Source organism: Flavobacterium proteolyticum, assembly GCF_015223105.1.
GTDB lineage: Bacteria > Bacteroidota > Bacteroidia > Flavobacteriales > Flavobacteriaceae > Flavobacterium > Flavobacterium proteolyticum.
In genome coordinates this window covers 35,412-51,621 of the sequence record NZ_JADFTZ010000008.1, presented here as the reverse complement: position 1 = coordinate 51,621, position 16,210 = coordinate 35,412, and the positions used below count along the sequence as shown (strand labels likewise).

General features: G+C 33.3%; 16 protein-coding genes, 1 rRNA gene and 1 pseudogene. 12 read left to right on the top strand and 6 right to left on the bottom strand.

Annotated features, from left to right (window positions below; translation table 11 throughout):
- Positions 1 to 86, top strand: a 5S ribosomal RNA gene (gene rrf / locus IM755_RS12670); the annotation flags it as partial.
- 282 nt (positions 87 to 368) lie between these two features.
- On the opposite strand, the gene IM755_RS12665 is transcribed toward rrf, so the two are convergent.
- The 4 genes from IM755_RS12665 to IM755_RS12650 all read right to left on the bottom strand — a co-directional run bounded on the left by IM755_RS12665 (position 369) and on the right by IM755_RS12650 (position 4,311).
- Complete coding sequence (locus tag IM755_RS12665; protein WP_194097441.1) at positions 369 to 1,247, bottom strand: hypothetical protein; 879 nt, start codon at positions 1,245 to 1,247, stop codon at positions 369 to 371.
- Between the two features lie 183 nt (positions 1,248 to 1,430).
- Entirely contained in the window at positions 1,431 to 2,840 is a 1,410-nt protein-coding gene (locus tag IM755_RS12660; RefSeq protein ID WP_194097439.1) for an MBL fold metallo-hydrolase, read from the bottom strand.
- A 62-nt stretch (positions 2,841 to 2,902) separates the two neighbouring features.
- Positions 2,903 to 3,679: a sulfite exporter TauE/SafE family protein gene (locus tag IM755_RS12655; protein ID WP_194097437.1), complete on the bottom strand. Its 777-nt coding sequence runs from the start codon at positions 3,677 to 3,679 to the stop codon at positions 2,903 to 2,905.
- Positions 3,679 to 4,311: a Crp/Fnr family transcriptional regulator gene (locus tag IM755_RS12650; protein WP_026726080.1), complete on the bottom strand. Its 633-nt coding sequence runs from the start codon at positions 4,309 to 4,311 to the stop codon at positions 3,679 to 3,681. Before IM755_RS12650 ends, IM755_RS12655 begins: the two co-directional genes overlap by 1 nt.
- Positions 4,312 to 4,395: 84 nt before the next feature.
- On the opposite strand from IM755_RS12650, the gene IM755_RS12645 reads away from it, so the two are divergent.
- Genes IM755_RS12645 through IM755_RS12635 form a run of 3 tightly spaced genes read left to right on the top strand, consistent with a single transcriptional unit; the run spans position 4,396 to position 6,820 of the window.
- Complete coding sequence (locus tag IM755_RS12645) at positions 4,396 to 4,941, top strand: hypothetical protein (RefSeq protein ID WP_228063949.1); 546 nt, start codon at positions 4,396 to 4,398, stop codon at positions 4,939 to 4,941.
- Positions 4,942 to 4,986: 45 nt separating this feature from the next.
- Entirely contained in the window at positions 4,987 to 6,594 is a 1,608-nt protein-coding gene (locus IM755_RS12640; protein ID WP_194097436.1) for a class I SAM-dependent methyltransferase, read from the top strand.
- A 7-nt stretch (positions 6,595 to 6,601) separates the two neighbouring features.
- Entirely contained in the window at positions 6,602 to 6,820 is a 219-nt protein-coding gene (locus tag IM755_RS12635) for a hypothetical protein (protein ID WP_026726077.1), read from the top strand.
- Here the strand turns inward: IM755_RS12635 and IM755_RS12630 are convergent, their stop codons facing one another.
- Positions 6,821 to 7,378, bottom strand: coding sequence for a 2'-5' RNA ligase family protein (locus IM755_RS12630; protein WP_194097434.1), 558 nt, complete (start codon positions 7,376 to 7,378; stop codon positions 6,821 to 6,823).
- A 496-nt stretch (positions 7,379 to 7,874) separates the two neighbouring features.
- Here IM755_RS12630 and nirK point away from each other — a divergent pair, with 496 nt between their 5' ends.
- The 5 genes and pseudogenes from nirK (at position 7,875) to IM755_RS12605 (ending at position 12,530) form a co-directional block, all read left to right on the top strand.
- On the top strand, positions 7,875 to 9,344 hold the full coding sequence (gene nirK / locus IM755_RS12625) for a copper-containing nitrite reductase (RefSeq protein WP_194097432.1): 1,470 nt from the start codon (positions 7,875 to 7,877) through the stop codon (positions 9,342 to 9,344).
- 140 nt (positions 9,345 to 9,484) lie between these two features.
- Positions 9,485 to 9,796: pseudogene (locus IM755_RS12620) on the top strand (c-type cytochrome); the annotation flags it as partial.
- A gap of 25 nt (positions 9,797 to 9,821) precedes the next feature.
- A complete protein-coding gene (locus tag IM755_RS12615) occupies positions 9,822 to 10,607 on the top strand; it encodes a formylglycine-generating enzyme family protein (protein ID WP_228063948.1) in 786 nt (261 codons plus the stop codon).
- A 23-nt stretch (positions 10,608 to 10,630) separates the two neighbouring features.
- Positions 10,631 to 11,224 (top strand): SCO family protein, encoded by a 594-nt coding sequence (locus IM755_RS12610; protein ID WP_194097427.1) that lies wholly within the window; start codon positions 10,631 to 10,633, stop codon positions 11,222 to 11,224.
- A gap of 28 nt (positions 11,225 to 11,252) precedes the next feature.
- The gene (locus IM755_RS12605; RefSeq protein WP_228063947.1) at positions 11,253 to 12,530 is read left to right on the top strand and encodes an alginate export family protein; all 1,278 of its coding nucleotides are present in this window, start codon (positions 11,253 to 11,255) and stop codon (positions 12,528 to 12,530) included.
- Positions 12,531 to 12,650: 120 nt separating this feature from the next.
- Here the strand turns inward: IM755_RS12605 and ric are convergent, their stop codons facing one another.
- The gene (ric, locus tag IM755_RS12600) at positions 12,651 to 13,373 is read right to left on the bottom strand and encodes an iron-sulfur cluster repair di-iron protein (protein ID WP_194097425.1); all 723 of its coding nucleotides are present in this window, start codon (positions 13,371 to 13,373) and stop codon (positions 12,651 to 12,653) included.
- Positions 13,374 to 13,526: 153 nt separating this feature from the next.
- Here ric and IM755_RS12595 point away from each other — a divergent pair, with 153 nt between their 5' ends.
- The 3 genes from IM755_RS12595 to IM755_RS12585 all read left to right on the top strand — a co-directional run bounded on the left by IM755_RS12595 (position 13,527) and on the right by IM755_RS12585 (position 16,203).
- Positions 13,527 to 13,958 carry a c-type cytochrome gene (locus IM755_RS12595; RefSeq protein WP_194097423.1) on the top strand — a complete coding sequence of 144 codons (432 nt, stop codon included), beginning with the start codon at positions 13,527 to 13,529 and terminating at the stop codon, positions 13,956 to 13,958.
- Positions 13,959 to 13,974: 16 nt separating this feature from the next.
- A complete protein-coding gene (locus tag IM755_RS12590) occupies positions 13,975 to 15,309 on the top strand; it encodes a cbb3-type cytochrome c oxidase subunit I (RefSeq protein ID WP_194097421.1) in 1,335 nt (444 codons plus the stop codon).
- Between the two features lie 108 nt (positions 15,310 to 15,417).
- Positions 15,418 to 16,203: a CbbQ/NirQ/NorQ/GpvN family protein gene (locus IM755_RS12585; protein WP_026726068.1), complete on the top strand. Its 786-nt coding sequence runs from the start codon at positions 15,418 to 15,420 to the stop codon at positions 16,201 to 16,203.
- Positions 16,204 to 16,210: the final 7 nt, after the last annotated feature.

The window sequence follows — 16,210 nt, the reverse complement described above, 5'->3', positions numbered from 1 at the left end:
CACCTCTTCCCATTCCGAACAGAGAAGTTAAGCCCGACTGCGCAGATGGTACTGCAGTTATGTGGGAGAGTATGTCGCCGCCTTTCTTTTGAAAACCCTTCATCTATCGATGAGGGGTTTTTTGTTATGTATAATTTTAAAAAACGAACGGATAAGTTAATCCCGAAACTTTGAGACGTCAAATGGTATTGCAGTTATCTGGGAGAGTATGTCGCCGTCTTTAACTTTGCTCAGTCGGACATAGTCCTCAAGTTTTTTGAAAAGCCCTATCAGTTTTGGTAAGGCTTTTTGGTTACCAATATAGCGTCCCGATAGGATAACTCAATGAGGTGTTTTTTGTTGTTCAAGAACAAACTTTAAATTAAATACTATTTTTTATAAAGTTTTGAGTAGTCTTTTTTTAGGTCAATAAAAATTTCTTCTTTATTGTTTGTTAGTCCTTTTATGAAAGTTTTATTTTTATTAATTATACCTTCAATTTTTTTTAGGTTTCCAAAAGATTTATCAAAAACTAGTTCGATCTTATTATCATTTAATTGATAAGTTCCCCAAAGTGTTTTATTATTAATTGAAAGGATAAAAGTATTTCCAAATTCTAAAAATAACATGGGTTTTGGTGTAAATTCACCTTTAGATATTTTCAAACTAATATTACTAATTTTTATATCATTAATTTCAAATTTAGCTATGTTTTTATTTTGTTCTTTTATGAAGTATTTTGATTCAAATAAAAGAGCAATACTCAAAAATGTTATAAAAATTAAAGGAAAATAAATTGATGTAAAGTTACTTAAGTTAGATTCATTATTTGTAAAACGACCTTTCATGTTCCAAAAAAACTTTTTCAAATCTTTTATGTATGGAAACAATAATAGGGTAACTAAAATGAATTCTATAATTACATGAGTTAGAGCATCAACAACTTCAAACTCAATATCAATAATTAAAATATTAAGAAATAATCCAAAAGCTATTAATAATCCAATTAATCGTGTTCTATTGAATAAAATTAAGATAGCAGTTAAGAATTCAATTATACCAAGAAATAAATTATAATTATAAGATCTGCCAAAAAATGACCATGCATGTGTGAAAGGAGAAATAGAATTTAAAGGTAAATAACCTGAAAAATTATAAATTTGAAACTGACCATTATAAAATTTAGGAAAAGCAAAAATAATTAATATGAAAGCGATATAGTAGATTGCAAATCCTTTTATAAATAAGAATATTTTGTTGTTTTTCATATTTATTTTTATTATTTAGTTTAACAAATATAAAATATTTATTAATATTTTGAATTTTATATTTATTGATTAATTTTTTACTTTTTAATTGTTATCTTAAAAAAAATACTTTTAGGTTCATTTTTTCATAAAAAAAATCCGACTCTTCTAAAGTCGGATTTCGTATTTTATCTACAAATTATTTTATTTCAATGTACTCGGACAAACATAAGCTGTTAATGGAACATCAGTAGTTCTAATGCCTGCCATTCCTTTTTCTACGTTAATCATGTTGTGGTAGCCTCTTGCTTTTAAGATTGATGACATGATTACCGAACGATAACCACCCGCACAATGAATGAAGAATTTTTCGTCTTTTGGTACTTCAGCTAATTGTTCGTTTACGTAATCTAATGGAATATTTTTAGCATTTACTACATGTTCGGCTGTGAATTCTCCCGGTTTTCTTGAGTCGATAACTGGAGCGGTTTCGTATTGTGCTGCGAAAACTTCTGGCGAAATGGATTCAATATTATCGGTTTCGTAACCTGCGGCTTTCCATGCTTCAATTCCACCTAATAAGAAACCTAATGTATTATCAAAACCTACACGAGATAATCTGGTGATGGTTTCTACTTCTTTTCCTTCTGGTGTAATTAATAATATTGGTTGTTTTGTATCTCTAATTAGAGCACCAACCCAAGGCGCAAATTGTCCATGTAAACCAATAAAAATCGAACCTGGAATGTGTTCTTTTACGAAATCATTCTCATTTCGAACATCTAAAATTAAAGCATCCGTTTGATTTGCAACCGCTTCAAATTCTTTTGGATGTAAAGGCGTTTCAGCTTTTGACATCACCGCATCTAAACTTTCATAGCCTTGAATGTTCATCAATACATTTTGAGGAAAATAAGCCGGAGGAGGCGTTAATCCGTCTAATAATTCTTTGATGAATTCTTCTTTCGTCATATCGGCTCTTAAAGCGTAGTTGACTTTCTTTTGATTGCCTAAAGTATCCGTTGTTTCTTTACTCATGTTTTTCCCACAAGCACTTCCAGCACCGTGATTTGGATATACAATTAAATCATCACTTAACGGCATGATTTTATTGCGTAAAGAATCATATAAATGACCCGCTAAAATTTCTTGTGTTAAATCTTCTACTAATTCTTGAGCTAAATCTGGACGACCCACATCGCCAATAAATAAAGTATCTCCCGTGATGATTCCGTGTTGTTTTCCAGTTTCATCGGTAATTAAATAACACGTACTTTCTAACGTATGTCCTGGTGTATGAATGGCTTTAATCGTAACATCGCCAACTTTAAATTCTTGTCCATCAATGGCTATTATACACTCAAAATTTGGCTTTGCTGTTGGGCCATAAACGATAGAAGCTCCTGTTTTCTTAGCCAAATCTAAATGTCCTGAAACGAAATCGGCATGAAAATGCGTTTCAAAAATGTATTTGATTTTAGCGTTGTCTTTATTTGCTTTTTCGATATAAGGTTGTACTTCTCTTAATGGGTCAACAATTGCTGCTTCTCCATTGCTTTCGATGTAATATGCGGCATGAGCAATACATCCTGTATATATTTGTTCGATTTTCATAATATCTTATTTTTTACAAATTTACTTTCTAATTTTTAATTCCTCTGTGCTCAAAGTTACATTTACATTTCTTTTAACACGATAATCGCAGCCATGAGTAGTACAAAGTAAGCAAAAATCTTCTTTAATTGGCTTTCATTTGTGTATTTTGTGAGGTACATTCCAATAAATATTCCAACAACCGAAATAGCCGAAAACGTTAACAAAAATAGCCAATCGATTTCCAAATTTTGCACATCACCGATAAATCCTACCAATGAGTTCATGGCAATTATAAATAGGGAAGTTCCAACGGCTTTCTTCATCGGTAATTTAGCAAACAAAATTAATGATGGAATAATTAAAAATCCGCCACCTGCTCCGACTAATCCAATAATGATTCCGATTGTAAAAGTTTGAATTCCGATTAGAATAAGATTTCTTTTTTCTTCGTTATTGGTATTTTGACTTTTCTTTTTTAATACTGAAAGTGCTCCAAAAACCATAATCACAGCGAAAAACAACATCAAAAAGGTGTCTTTTGTTATGAGAATGGGTGATTCAATGATGATTTCAGGAATTCTCGGAACTATAAATTTTCGGGTTAAGTAAACCGCTACAAAAGACGGAATAGCAAAAATAAATCCGTTTTTGATATCAACTAAATTTTTTCGGTAGTTTTGAATCGCGCCAAAAGTAGATGTTGTTCCAACAATAAATAAGGAATAAGCGGTTGCTGTAACGGGATTTATACTCATCAAATAGACCAAAATTGGTACGGTTAAAATAGAGCCACCACCGCCTGTTAGTCCTAAGACCAATCCAATGAACAAAGCCCCAACATAGCCTAAAATCTCCATTAGAATTGAAGAATTTCGATTTTATTTCGGTGTAATTTGATTTTGCCTTGCAATTCTAATGCTTTCAACAAACGTGAAATTACAACTCTCGATGTATGCATTTCGTAAGCGATTTCTTGATGCGTATTTTTGATTTCGGTATCGCCAATAACTTTCGCTTTATCAGTTAAATATTTGTACAAACGTTCGTCTAAATTCATGAAAGCTAAAGTGTCAATTGCTTCTAACATTTCGTTTAAACGGACATTGTAGCTATCAAATACGAAGTTTCTCCATGTTTTGTATTTGGTCAACCATTCTTCCATTTTTTCTACAGGAATCATTAACATCGCGCCATCGGTTTCGGCAATAGCACGAATACGACTTTTTGATTGTCCCATGCAACAGGTTAAGGTCATGGCACAAGTATCGCCACGTTCTAGGAAATACAACAATAATTCATCGCCATTTTCATCTTCTCTCAATATTTTAATCGCGCCAGTTAATAAAAGCGGCATTGTTTTGATATAATCCCCAATTTCAATTAGGTAATCATCGGCTTTAAATTCCTTGTAAATTGCCACTTTTGCAATTTCGTCCAATAAAGCTTCCTCAAAAATATAACTGTAGGCTTGATCTAAAATAGCTCTCATTTGTAATCCTTTTTTTGTAAAGATACGACGATTCTTTAAAAATCAAATGTTACTTTTGTTACAAAGAAATCGAATTGACATTTTATGACCTTAAAAAAATACAATAAAACCAATTTCCATAAGCACACTTTTTGTGAGTTTATTGAAGTCGATACGAATGTGATTCCAAATATCGAGTGGCATTACAAAAGTAAATCGGGTAGTGGTTATTGTTTTACTGAGGAAGGCGTTTATCGTATTTCCAATCACTGGGGAAGAGCTGCAAATTGTAGATGGAGATTAATTTCAGAAATTAAAAATCCAAATCAGAAAGAACGAATTGGTTATGCAAAATGGACTGATTTTTATCCTAATAATGAAACCGAAAACTTTTTTTATGTAGAAGTAAAATTCGATACTAAGGAAGTAAACTTTCAACACAAAAACAATCCAAACTACGATGAAAAAGCCGTTTTGCGAAATGCTTCCGAAACTGCAAAAATCATCCGACAAATAAAAGAAATTTTAGAATCGGATACTTGGGCGAAATATTTAGATTTTGATGATTTGGAACAACTTCGAAAAGAAATCATCACAAAACTTATCCAAACTTCCACTTCTTTTGCCGAGATAAAAAGAAGTTTATTGTAAAGTGAATCATAATTTTCATAAATTTGAGAATAAACCACTCAATTTATGATGAAACGAAACCAATTACGCGAAGCTATTTTTAGACATTTAGATGGATTAGTTGTTGTTCCTGTCGCTTATTCTTTGTTCAAGAAAGGGATTTTAGCGAATCTTTTAAAGGAAAAATCCACAACTTTAGCTCAAATTACAAATGAATTTCATGCTAATGAAGGCTATTTGAATGTAGCATTACGCGTTTTGGCATCGCAAGGTTTTCTAAAATACGAAGTCGATAATGTTTCGGGAAATGTTACAATTACTTCTTTACCTATTAGTGAATTTGCGTTTTCACTTGTTCCCATGTATGAAGATACATTTCATTTGTTAACTCAATCTTCGGTTTTTACAGCTAATAAAATGGATGTGGATTCCATTGCATTATTGGAGCCTATTTTAAAGAAATTCACCGAAAATTATCATATTCATTTTGAAGAAGATGTGAATTTGCGAGCTATTCAAGAGCAAATGTTGACACATATTGAAGGTTATTTGGTTGGCCCAATTGTAGTCAACTTAGGAATGACGGGCATGTTTCACAAGTATTTTATGGAAAGTTCGTTTCGAGCGGATGAATTTCATAAACATCCAGAAGCGTTTGCTAAAATTCTGGATTTCTTTGTGCATTTGGGTTGGTTTTCCAAGAAAAACGACAATTATCAATTTACAGAAGACGGCTTTTTCTTTGCCAAACGAGCTTCTGCTTATGGTGTGACGGTTTCATATCTTCCGATGTTTAAACATATTGACAGTTTGTTGTTTGGAAATGCAAGTGAATTGCGAAATATCGCTAAAAACGAAGATGAAATTCACGTCAATCGCGAAATGAATGTCTGGGGAAGCGGTGGTGCGCACGCGACGTATTTCAAAGTAATTGACGATATTATCATCGAACTTTTTAATAAACCCATCGCCGAACAACCAAAAGGAATTTTAGATATGGGTTGCGGAAATGGCGCTTTTTTACAACATATTTTTGAAGTCATCGAACGACAAACCTTGCGCGGGAAAATGTTAGATGATTATCCACTATTTTTAGTTGGTGCTGATTATAATCAAGCGGCGTTGAAAGTTACGAGAGCGAATTTGATTAAAGCCGATATTTGGGCAAAAGTTATTTGGGGCGACATTGGAAATCCGGATTTATTGAATAGTGATTTGCAAGAGAATTACAACATCGATTTGAAAGATTTGTTGAATGTACGTACGTTCTTAGATCATAATCGCATTTGGGAAGACCCGAAAAATAAAACAAAAGATAGAGTGAGTACTTCCACCGGAGCTTTTGCGCATCGAGGCGTTCACATTTCCAACAATGATGTCGAAGATAATTTATTAGAACATTTTATGAAATGGAGTCCGTATGTTCGTAAATTTGGCCTTTTAATTATTGAATTGCATACGGTAGCGCCAGAATTAACTGCTCAAAATCTAGGAAAAACAGCTGCAACGGCTTACGATGCTACACACGGTTTTTCAGATCAGTTTATCGTAGAAATCGAAGTGTTGCAAAAAATAGCGGCAGAAGCTGGATTACATTCGGATGCTGATTACTTTAAAAAATATCCCGAAACCGATTATGCAACAGTAAGTATTAATTTGTTGCGAGGAAAATAAAATTAAAATGGAAGATAGATTTTCAGAAATAAAAAAAAACATTCAATTGATTATTGATAACATGGCGATAAAGAATTTTTCGGAAGCCAGTATTAAATTAATTGAAGTGAGTGATGATTTAGACGATATGATGGACGCTACTGATGACGAAATGGTGTTGCGAGAAATCAGTAAATACCAAGTGTTGTTGAATCATTTGCAGATTAAAATGAGTACGAAAGAATAATTAAAACAAGGTTAATTGTTCTTTTTCAGGTTCCATTTCACTCAGAAAAGGGATTGTTTCAAGCACATCATATTGTTTTCTTTCGGGATTGAAAATTCGGATGGTGATGCCTTCGCAAATGAAATTCAAATCTACAGTTTCAAATAAACTATAGGCTATTTTGAGTTGGGATTCAGTAAGTTGTCTTCCAATTGAAATATGTGGTTCCGTACTTTTATGACTCACTGGAAATTGAATTTGTTTCGGAATTTCCTTCATGATTTCAGCCATTTTGGTTTTGCTTTCGGCTTTGGGAGCAATAAAAAAAGCACCATTTGTATAATTGTCAAACTCATTAAACGTAACTTCAAAAGGATTTTGATAACGACAGTAATTGGCGATTCTCGATTTTATATTTTCATATGTTTCATCTTCATATTCAAATTCACAAATAGTAACGTGAGCTAAAGAATTCTTACTCGGATACCATCCAATTTTAGCACTCAATTGTTCTTTGAGTTCTTTGACCGCTTCAATAACGGTTTCAGAAGGATGAAAAACTACCGAATATTTTGCCATATCATTTTATTTATGGAATATGAATCTTTTTTAAATGAATTACAAATTTACCTCTTTTTAATTTATTCCTTAGTTTTTAGTGTATAATATGATTATGTTGTAAAGTTTTTTTGTTAAGATAAAAATTATAAACTCTCTGAAAATAAAATTTAATGAGAAGGAATTGTCTTCAGATTCAAAACGATATCTATTAACTTTATTTTTAATAAATTATTTAGACATTGTTTTTCTTAGGATTTGTAAATATCAAGCCAATAGTTTGACACTTTATAGAAATTGAAAGTTAAAGTATAGGCTCTCAATTTTTATATTTTGATTGATTTAGTCAAATATTATCTTCAATACTTTGTTTCTATTTAATAGTGATTTCTAAACTTTTTTTCGAAACATGATTTTTATCATATTAAAGGATGTTTTTGTCCTTTAATTTTGACCTATAAAATGATAGTAACGAAACTATTATTGAAACCAATATTTAAAACTAATTTTTTCTACCATGAGTAATTTTATTAAAAAAGTTCTTGTACTATGTGTGGCTTGTGCAGCAAGTATCGCATGTAAACAGAACGGTGACTCAACAACCAACTATGCTGATATCTCTGTTGGTGATGAAATGATTGCAGAATTGACAGCGCCTCCATTCGTACCAAAACCTGTTGGAGATCGTCCTGCTAAAAAATTAATTGTAAACATGGAAATTAAAGAAATCGAAGGGGAAATGGCCGACGGTGTTAAGTATGTTTACTGGACTTTTGGAGGTAGTGTTCCAGGAAGTTTTATTAGAACTAGAGTAGGTGATGAAGTACAATTTACTTTGAAAAATCACCCAGACAACAAATTGCCTCACAACATCGATTTACACGCCGTTACGGGGCCAGGTGGTGGAGCTGCTTCTTCATTAGTAGCACCAGGACATGAAAAAACTTTTAATTTCAAATGTATCAATCCAGGATTATATGTGTACCACTGTGCTACAGCTCCTGTAGGGATGCACATTGCAAACGGAATGTACGGATTAATTTTGGTAGAACCAGAAGGTGGTTTACCTCCAGTAGATAAAGAATACTACGTAATGCAAGGTGATTTTTATACCAAAGGAAAAAATGGAGAACCTGGAATGCAACCTTTCGATATGACAAAAGCTGTTGATGAACATCCTGATTATGTAGTTTTTAATGGGAAAGTTGGGGCTTTAACAGGAGACAAAGCCTTAACAGCTAAAGTAGGAGAAACCGTTAGAATTTATATGGGTAACGGTGGACCAAATTTAGTTTCTTCGTTCCACGTTATTGGAGAGATTTTCGACAGAGTTCATATTGAAGGTGGCGATGCTATCAATAAAAATGTTCAAACAACATTAATTCCGGCTGGTGGTTCTGCAATTGTAGAATTCAAAGTGGATGTTCCAGGAACTTTCATTTTGGTAGATCACTCAATATTCAGAGCGTTCAATAAAGGAGCATTAGGAATGTTAAAAGTAGAAGGTGCTGAAAACGCTAAAATTTACTCAGGTACAACACAAGAAGGTATTTATCACCCAGAAGGAGGAACTATTCAAACGATGCCAAAATCAGGTAATGGAAAAGAAGTAGTGGTAAACAAAACATTAGACCAACAAATAGCCGATGGTAAAAATATTTATGGAAGAACTTGTTTCGCTTGTCACCAATCAGAAGGTCAAGGTATTCCGGGTGCTTTCCCTCCATTAGCAAAATCTGATTTCTTAAACGCAGATCCAAATAGAGCAGTTAATGCAGTTCTTCATGGATTAAGTGGTGAAATTACAGTAAATGGTAAAAAATTCAATTCAGTAATGACTAGTCAAAACCTTACGGATCAAGAAATTTCAGATGTTTTAACTTATGTGTATAACAGTTGGGGTAACAATAAAACCAAAGTAACCCCAGAAATGGTTAAAACACAAAGAGCAAAACCAGCTCCAAAAGCAAAAGATATGCACGAATAATAATCAAATAAATAGAGTAAATAAAAATGAAAAAAATAGTATTGAGTGCTATAGCGCTTATCGTAACTGGAACTTTAATTAGTTTTAAATTACCAACAACCAAAACATCTGAAGTAGTGGCATTTCAGGATGCAAATAAAGGAAAAGCAATTTACAGTAAAACATGTATCGCATGCCATCAGGCAAACGGACAAGGAATTCCAAATGCATTTCCTCCTTTAGCAAAATCTGATTACTTAAATAAAGATGTAAACAGAGCCATTAAAGTGGTACTAAACGGATTAAGCGGACCTGTTACTGTAAATGGTAAAAAATTCAATAGTGCTATGACTAGTCAAGGATTAAGCGACCAACAAGTAGCGGATGTACTGACTTATGTTTACAGCAGTTGGGGAAATAACAATACAAAAGTTACTCCTGCTATGGTAAAAGCACAAAGAGGTAAAAAATAAGTATAAACAATAAACAAACTGAAGAATGGAAGCTCAATTTATTAAACGATTTCACTACTGCCTAATTTTATTATCTTGGGTTTCCATTTCTTTTTCTCAGGTACCCAAAGATATGGTAACCATTGGAGCAGGGAGTTACGTTCCGTTATATGGAACAACAGATAAGAAACCAGTGTTCATTAAATCCTTTTTGTTGGATGTATATCCGGTTACGAATCAACAATATTTAGAATTTTTGAAAAAAAATCCGAATTACAGAAAATCAAAAATCAAACGCCTTTTTGCCAATACAACTTATTTATCAGAATGGAGTGGCGACTTAAGTTTCGGACAATTAAATGCCAATTCGCCAGTGACTAATATTTCATGGTTTGCTGCAAAAGAATACTGCGAATGTCAAGGTAAAAGATTAGCCACTTTAGATGAATGGGAATATGTAGCCATGGCAGATGAAAAACGAAAAGACGCTCGTTCAAGAGAAGAATTCAATAAATATATCTTGAGTTGGTACGAAAAAAACAAAACCTACAACAATTCTGTAGGGAAAACATTCAAGAATTACTGGGGCGTTTACGATATGCACGGATTAGTTTGGGAATGGACTTTCGATTTCAATAGTATCTTTTTATCAGGAGAATCCAGAAAAGATAAAGATACCGATAAAGATTTGTTCTGCGGAAGCGGTTCTGTCAACGCCACTGATTTAATGAATTATGCCGCTTTTATGCGTTACGCTTTCAGAGGCAGTATAAAAGCAAACTATACTACAAAAAATTTAGGTTTCCGATGTGCCAAAAACATCGCTAATTGAGTTTTCAATTAAAAAAATGAGTCATGAAAAAGATAATTTTATTCGTAATTGCTTCCCTTTTATTAATCGGGTGCAATGCAAAAGAGGAAAAACAAGATATAAAAGATAAACCAATAACCGATTTATCAATTTACAACTTGCCTGAAAAATGGACCAATCAAGACGGAAAAGATATTGAACTAAAAGAATTAAGAGGAAAAGTTCTTGTTATGGTGATGATTTATACTTCTTGTAAATCAGCTTGTCCAAGATTAGTTGCTGATATGCGAAATATTGAAGCTAAAATCCCAGAAGAATACAAAGACAAAGTCCAATTGGTTTTAGTAAGTATTGATCCAACGGTGGATACTCCAAAAAGATTAAAAGATTTCTCTATCGAAAATAAAATGACAGGAAATCAATGGGTTTTCTTACGTTCAAATGAAGAAAATACCAGAGAATTCGCAGCAGTTCTAGCCGTAAATTATAAAAAAATATCTCCGATAGATTTCTCACATTCCAATATTATCAGTGTATTTAATGCAGAAGGCGAATTGGCATTCCAACAAGAAGGCTTAGGAGTTAGTTACGATAAAACGGTTTCAAAAATCATAGAAGAAGCGGCTAAAATAGAGTAGTGGCTTCCCAATATAAATCCAATACAACATGAAACTTCAAAATAAAATGTTTGTTGCAGTTGCTTTTGCAATTTCAACCGTAGGTTCTTTTGCCCAAGAGTTAGAAGTCAACCTACAACTAAGACCACGATTTGAATACCGAAATGGTTTCAAAGAATTAATGAAAGACGATTTTTATCCCACTTCATTTGTTTCCCAACGCTCAAGAATGAATTTCTTCTACAAGCAAGAAAAATTTAAAGCCAATGTATCGTTTCAAAATGTCAGAGTTTGGGGCGATGTAGCAACCACTTCTCCATCGGATAAAAACGGAGTAGCGTTATTCGAATCTTGGATTTCGTATGATTTCAATACGAATTGGACAGCAAAATTCGGGCGACAAGTACTTTCTTACGATAATCAAAGAATTATGGGCGGAATCGATTGGTTGCAACAAGGTCAAAGTCACGATGCCGTTTTGGTTACCAATAAGAAAAATGGCTACCAATTGGATTTTGGTGCAGCGTTAAATAATAACAACGAAGCCTTATACGAATCCGCTTATGTAACGAACTATAAAAACATGCAGTTTATTTGGTTCAATCAGAAATTTTCAAAAGTAAGTTTGAGCTTTTTAGCATTGAATAATGGCTACCAATATGAAAATTTAACTGAAAATAAATTCCAAGTTGCCTATTTGCAAACTATTGGAACATATGGAAAATGGGATGTTTCAAAATTTTATGGAGATTTCGGTTTGTATGCTCAAACAGGTGAAGCTGCTGTAGCTAATGATAAAGTAGATGTTGGTGCGTATTATGCGGGATTTAATTTGGGATATAAATTCACCAATCCTTTCAAAGCCGAATTAGGTTTCGAATATTTATCCGGAAAAGATCAAAATGATTCCGATACTAAAATAAAATCGTTCACGCCTTTATTTGGAACCAATCATGGATTCAATGGTTTAATGGATTATTTCTACGTTGGGAATCATAAGAATTCGGTAGGATTACAAGATTTTTATACCAAATTCATTTACGACAAGAATAAATGGCAAGTAACATTATCACCTCATTTATTTTATAGCGCTGCATCGGTTTATAATATGACGACTTTAGAAGAACAAGATAGTTATTTAGGTACTGAAATCGATTTAACTGCAACATACAAATTAGATAAAAACTTTGTAATTTCTGGAGGTGTTTCTAAAATGTTTGCCAGCGACACTATGGAAATTTTAAAAGGTGGAAACAATTCAAATGGTAACAATTGGGCATGGGTAATGGTTTCATTTAATCCGCAATTGTTTACTCATAAAAAATAGATTAATTATAAATGGGTTATATTTAATTAAAAAAGGACTGCTAAAATACATTAGCAGTCCTTTTACTTTAAAAAGAGTCGCTCTGTTTACTAAAACGACTCCGTTTAAAAACCTAATTAACTAATAAAACTTATCTTGTAAAACAATGGCACTTGGAAACAAAATATTATTTTCTAAATGAATGTGCGCATGTAAATCCGCTTCAAATTCTTGTAACATTTGATAGGTTACTTTGTATGTGTTGCAAGCATCTGCCGGTGGTGTGTAGTTGTTTGATAATTCTACAATTTTTTCAAATCGTTCACCTTCATTTTCATGTTCTTCCATCATCATCGCAATAGGATTGGCAACAGAACCAAATCCGGGATTGTTGATTGGTGTATTATTTCGACTAGCCTCTACCATTTTTTTGATAAAAGGAAACAGAATTAACTCTTCTTTTTTCATGTGTTGCGTTAATTCGTCGGCGCTTCTTTTGAATAATTTTTTAATTTCAAAAAGTTCTGGATGTTGAGCGCCATGTACTTGTTCCAACTTAATTAAAAACGATACCAATTGCGGAATTTTTTCTTCCACATAACGATGGTGTTTTTTCTCAATATAATCAATCAATAAATCTAATTCCCAAGATTTAAAATCGATTCCTTGATTGTTGTTGTTTGCCGTAACACGTTCTAATTCGTCTAAAAGCGCATATTTATCAATGCTTTTTTTTGCACATACTTCATCGATTGTTCGGTTTCCTTTACAACAAAAATCGATACCTAGTTGACTGAAAACTCCTGCAGTTCTATAATCATCTGCTACTATGTTTCCCACTGTTTTGTTTGAATCTATAACCATAATACTATATTGTTTTAATAAAAGACAAATTTATCCTTAATTTAATTTTCATACTATGATTTGAATCATAACGAATGTTTTTTTTTGGCAGTTATTTTGTACTTAGTTAAAGGATAAAAATATCCTTTATAATTTCTAACTAATATCTAAAATATGTTATCAAAATCACAAGCACGAGCATTTTTTTTAGGTGGAACCGTAGTAACCTTTTTGGTCTTTATTGGCTTAACTATTTACTCGTTCATGCCTAAAAATGATCAAACTTATCATGATAAGATTGATGCAAAAGTTATTCGAGGAAAGGAAATCTGGGAATCGAATAATTGTATGGGTTGTCATACCATACTGGGTGAAGGAGGCTACTACGCTCCAGAACTTACCAAAGTAATCGAAAGAAGAGGAGAAGGCTACGTAAAAGCTGTTTTACAATCGCCAGTTCCTTGGGGACCAAAAGGCAGAAAAATGGTAAAATATGAAATGAACGACGCCGATGCCGAAGCCATGATTGCTTACTTCAAATGGATTGGAAACATTGATTTGAATGGTTTTGATCGCGTGGTTTCCCCTTTAGCTAAAGAAGAATAATCCAAAATTTAGTATCATGAAATATAAATCACAAAAAGTAGCGTATTGGTTCTTTGGATTATGCATGTTATTATTTGCATTACAAATTATCTATGGTTTTATTATGGGCTTTGCCCGAATTGGAATGGATGGTCTTCACGATTTTATTCCGTTCAATACAGCAAGAGCTGTTCACACGAATTTATTAGTAGTTTGGTTATTAACTGGTTTCATGGGAGCCGCTTATTATATCATTCCTGAAGAAGCACAAAGAGAATTAGTTAATGTCAAATTGGCTTATGTACAGTTGATTTCCTTAGCTGTAGTTGGAGTTTTAGCAATTGTTGGCTATCACTTTAATATTTGGGAAGGTCGAAAATTCCTTGAAATTCCAAGAGAATTAGATGTTTTAGTAGTAATCAATGTCTTATTGTTCTTAGGATTAATCCTCACCACTTTATTCAAAGCAGAAAGACGAACAACAACTTCATTAGTTTTAACAATGGGATTGGTTTTTGCTGCTTTATTATACTTACCGGGTATGATTTGGTTCGATAGCCAAGTTACGGATTCATTCTTCCGTTGGTGGGTAGTGCATTTATGGGTTGAAGGAGTATGGGAACTAATCATGGGCGGTATTTTATCATACTTATTAATCAAACTTACAGGTGTTGACCGAGAAGTTATCGAGAAATGGTTATATGTAATTGTTGGTTTGACATTCCTTTCAGGTTTATTAGGAACAGGTCACCATTACTACTACATCGGAGTAAATAAAATTTGGTTAATAGTAGGTGGAATTTTCTCAGCATTAGAACCATTAGCATTCTTAGCAATGGCATTATTCGCAGTGTACATGTATCGAAAAGGAGAAAAATCTCATCCAAACAAAATTGCGTTATTCTGGACGATCGGAGCTTCTATTGTATCTTTCATTGGAGCTGGATTATTAGGATTTGCACACACTTTACCACAAACCAACATTTACACGCACGGAACTTTAGTAACAGCCATGCACGGCCACTATGCATTCTGGGGAGCTTACGCGATGATTGTTTTAGCTATTATTAGCTATGCCTTACCAAACATTACTGGAAGAAAATTATACGACAGTACAAGAGGTCACATGGCATTTTGGTTGTCTAATATCGGAATGTTAGGAATGACAGTAGCTTTCGGTGTAGCAGGTGTTGCCCAAGTGTACATGGAACGTAAAATGAAAATGGATTTCATGGATGTTCAAAACGAAATCAGTATTCACTTTGTCGTATTGTTGCTTTGTGCCACATTATTTACAACCGGAATTACCTTATATATTCTAGAGTTTATCAAATACGGTAAACCAACAGATGAAGCTCTTGTAAAAGAATAGTTATTAATTATTTAGGTTAGAATTATACAATTAATAACCAGCCGAGACCAATTGCCCAGAGTTGTCGCTGCCCGCTTTTGGTTTCGGTTTTTTCAAAAATAAATTGCCATGATAGTAGCAGAAAAAACCATATTTTATAAAGCAGTAGGTTCTGAAATTGAAATTTTCAATCAAATCAACCAATTGCGATTGCCTTTATTATTGAAAGGTCCAACAGGCTCTGGAAAGTCCCGTTTTATCGAATATATGGCGAATGAAGTTAACAAAACATTAGTCACCGTAAGTTGTCACGAAGAAACTTCAGCAACCGATTTAATTGGACGTTTCATCATCAAAGGAGCCGAAACCATTTGGATTGACGGACCTTTATCCATAGCAGTAAAAAACGGATATATTTTATATTTAGATGAGGTTGCCGAAGCACGTCCAGATGTCATCGTAGCCATTCACTCCTTAACCGATCATAGAAGAGAACTTTTCATTGATAAATTAGGAGAAACCATCAAAGCGCATCCCGATTTTCTTTTGGTAGCTTCGTTTAATCCAGGATATCAAAAAGGATTCAAAGAATTAAAACCTTCTACTCGTCAACGATTTGTAGCACTTTCATTCGATTATCCAAATCCAAAAATAGAAGCCGAAATTTTAATTAATGAAACCGGAATTCAAGCCGATATCGCTCAAAAGTTAGTCACTATTGGAACAAAAATTAGAAATCTAACCGAATTAGGGCTAACAGAAACCGTTTCTACCCGTTTATTAGTGGACGCCGCGAAACTTATAAATAACGGATTACCAAAACGATTAGCCGTTCACGTTGCCGTTGTTGAACCTTTAACAGATGAGCAAGAAACCATTCAAGCTTTAAACGATTTGTGCGATTTAATGATTTAAAGATTGG

What these genes read in the sequence shown, in the direction of transcription:
- IM755_RS12665 (WP_194097441.1), bottom strand. Translation starts at nt 1,247, where the DNA reads ATGAAAAACAACAAAATATTCTTATTTATAAAAGGATTTGCAATCTAC.
- IM755_RS12660 (WP_194097439.1), bottom strand. Translation starts at nt 2,840, where the DNA reads ATGAAAATCGAACAAATATATACAGGATGTATTGCTCATGCCGCATAT.
- IM755_RS12655 (WP_194097437.1), bottom strand. Translation starts at nt 3,679, where the DNA reads ATGGAGATTTTAGGCTATGTTGGGGCTTTGTTCATTGGATTGGTCTTA.
- IM755_RS12650 (WP_026726080.1), bottom strand. Translation starts at nt 4,311, where the DNA reads ATGAGAGCTATTTTAGATCAAGCCTACAGTTATATTTTTGAGGAAGCT.
- IM755_RS12645 (WP_228063949.1), top strand. Translation starts at nt 4,396, where the DNA reads ATGACCTTAAAAAAATACAATAAAACCAATTTCCATAAGCACACTTTT.
- IM755_RS12640 (WP_194097436.1), top strand. Translation starts at nt 4,987, where the DNA reads ATGATGAAACGAAACCAATTACGCGAAGCTATTTTTAGACATTTAGAT.
- IM755_RS12635 (WP_026726077.1), top strand. Translation starts at nt 6,602, where the DNA reads ATGGAAGATAGATTTTCAGAAATAAAAAAAAACATTCAATTGATTATT.
- IM755_RS12630 (WP_194097434.1), bottom strand. Translation starts at nt 7,378, where the DNA reads ATGGCAAAATATTCGGTAGTTTTTCATCCTTCTGAAACCGTTATTGAA.
- nirK (WP_194097432.1), top strand. Translation starts at nt 7,875, where the DNA reads ATGAGTAATTTTATTAAAAAAGTTCTTGTACTATGTGTGGCTTGTGCA.
- IM755_RS12615 (WP_228063948.1), top strand. Translation starts at nt 9,822, where the DNA reads ATGGAAGCTCAATTTATTAAACGATTTCACTACTGCCTAATTTTATTA.
- IM755_RS12610 (WP_194097427.1), top strand. Translation starts at nt 10,631, where the DNA reads ATGAAAAAGATAATTTTATTCGTAATTGCTTCCCTTTTATTAATCGGG.
- IM755_RS12605 (WP_228063947.1), top strand. Translation starts at nt 11,253, where the DNA reads ATGAAACTTCAAAATAAAATGTTTGTTGCAGTTGCTTTTGCAATTTCA.
- ric (WP_194097425.1), bottom strand. Translation starts at nt 13,373, where the DNA reads ATGGTTATAGATTCAAACAAAACAGTGGGAAACATAGTAGCAGATGAT.
- IM755_RS12595 (WP_194097423.1), top strand. Translation starts at nt 13,527, where the DNA reads ATGTTATCAAAATCACAAGCACGAGCATTTTTTTTAGGTGGAACCGTA.
- IM755_RS12590 (WP_194097421.1), top strand. Translation starts at nt 13,975, where the DNA reads ATGAAATATAAATCACAAAAAGTAGCGTATTGGTTCTTTGGATTATGC.
- IM755_RS12585 (WP_026726068.1), top strand. Translation starts at nt 15,418, where the DNA reads ATGATAGTAGCAGAAAAAACCATATTTTATAAAGCAGTAGGTTCTGAA.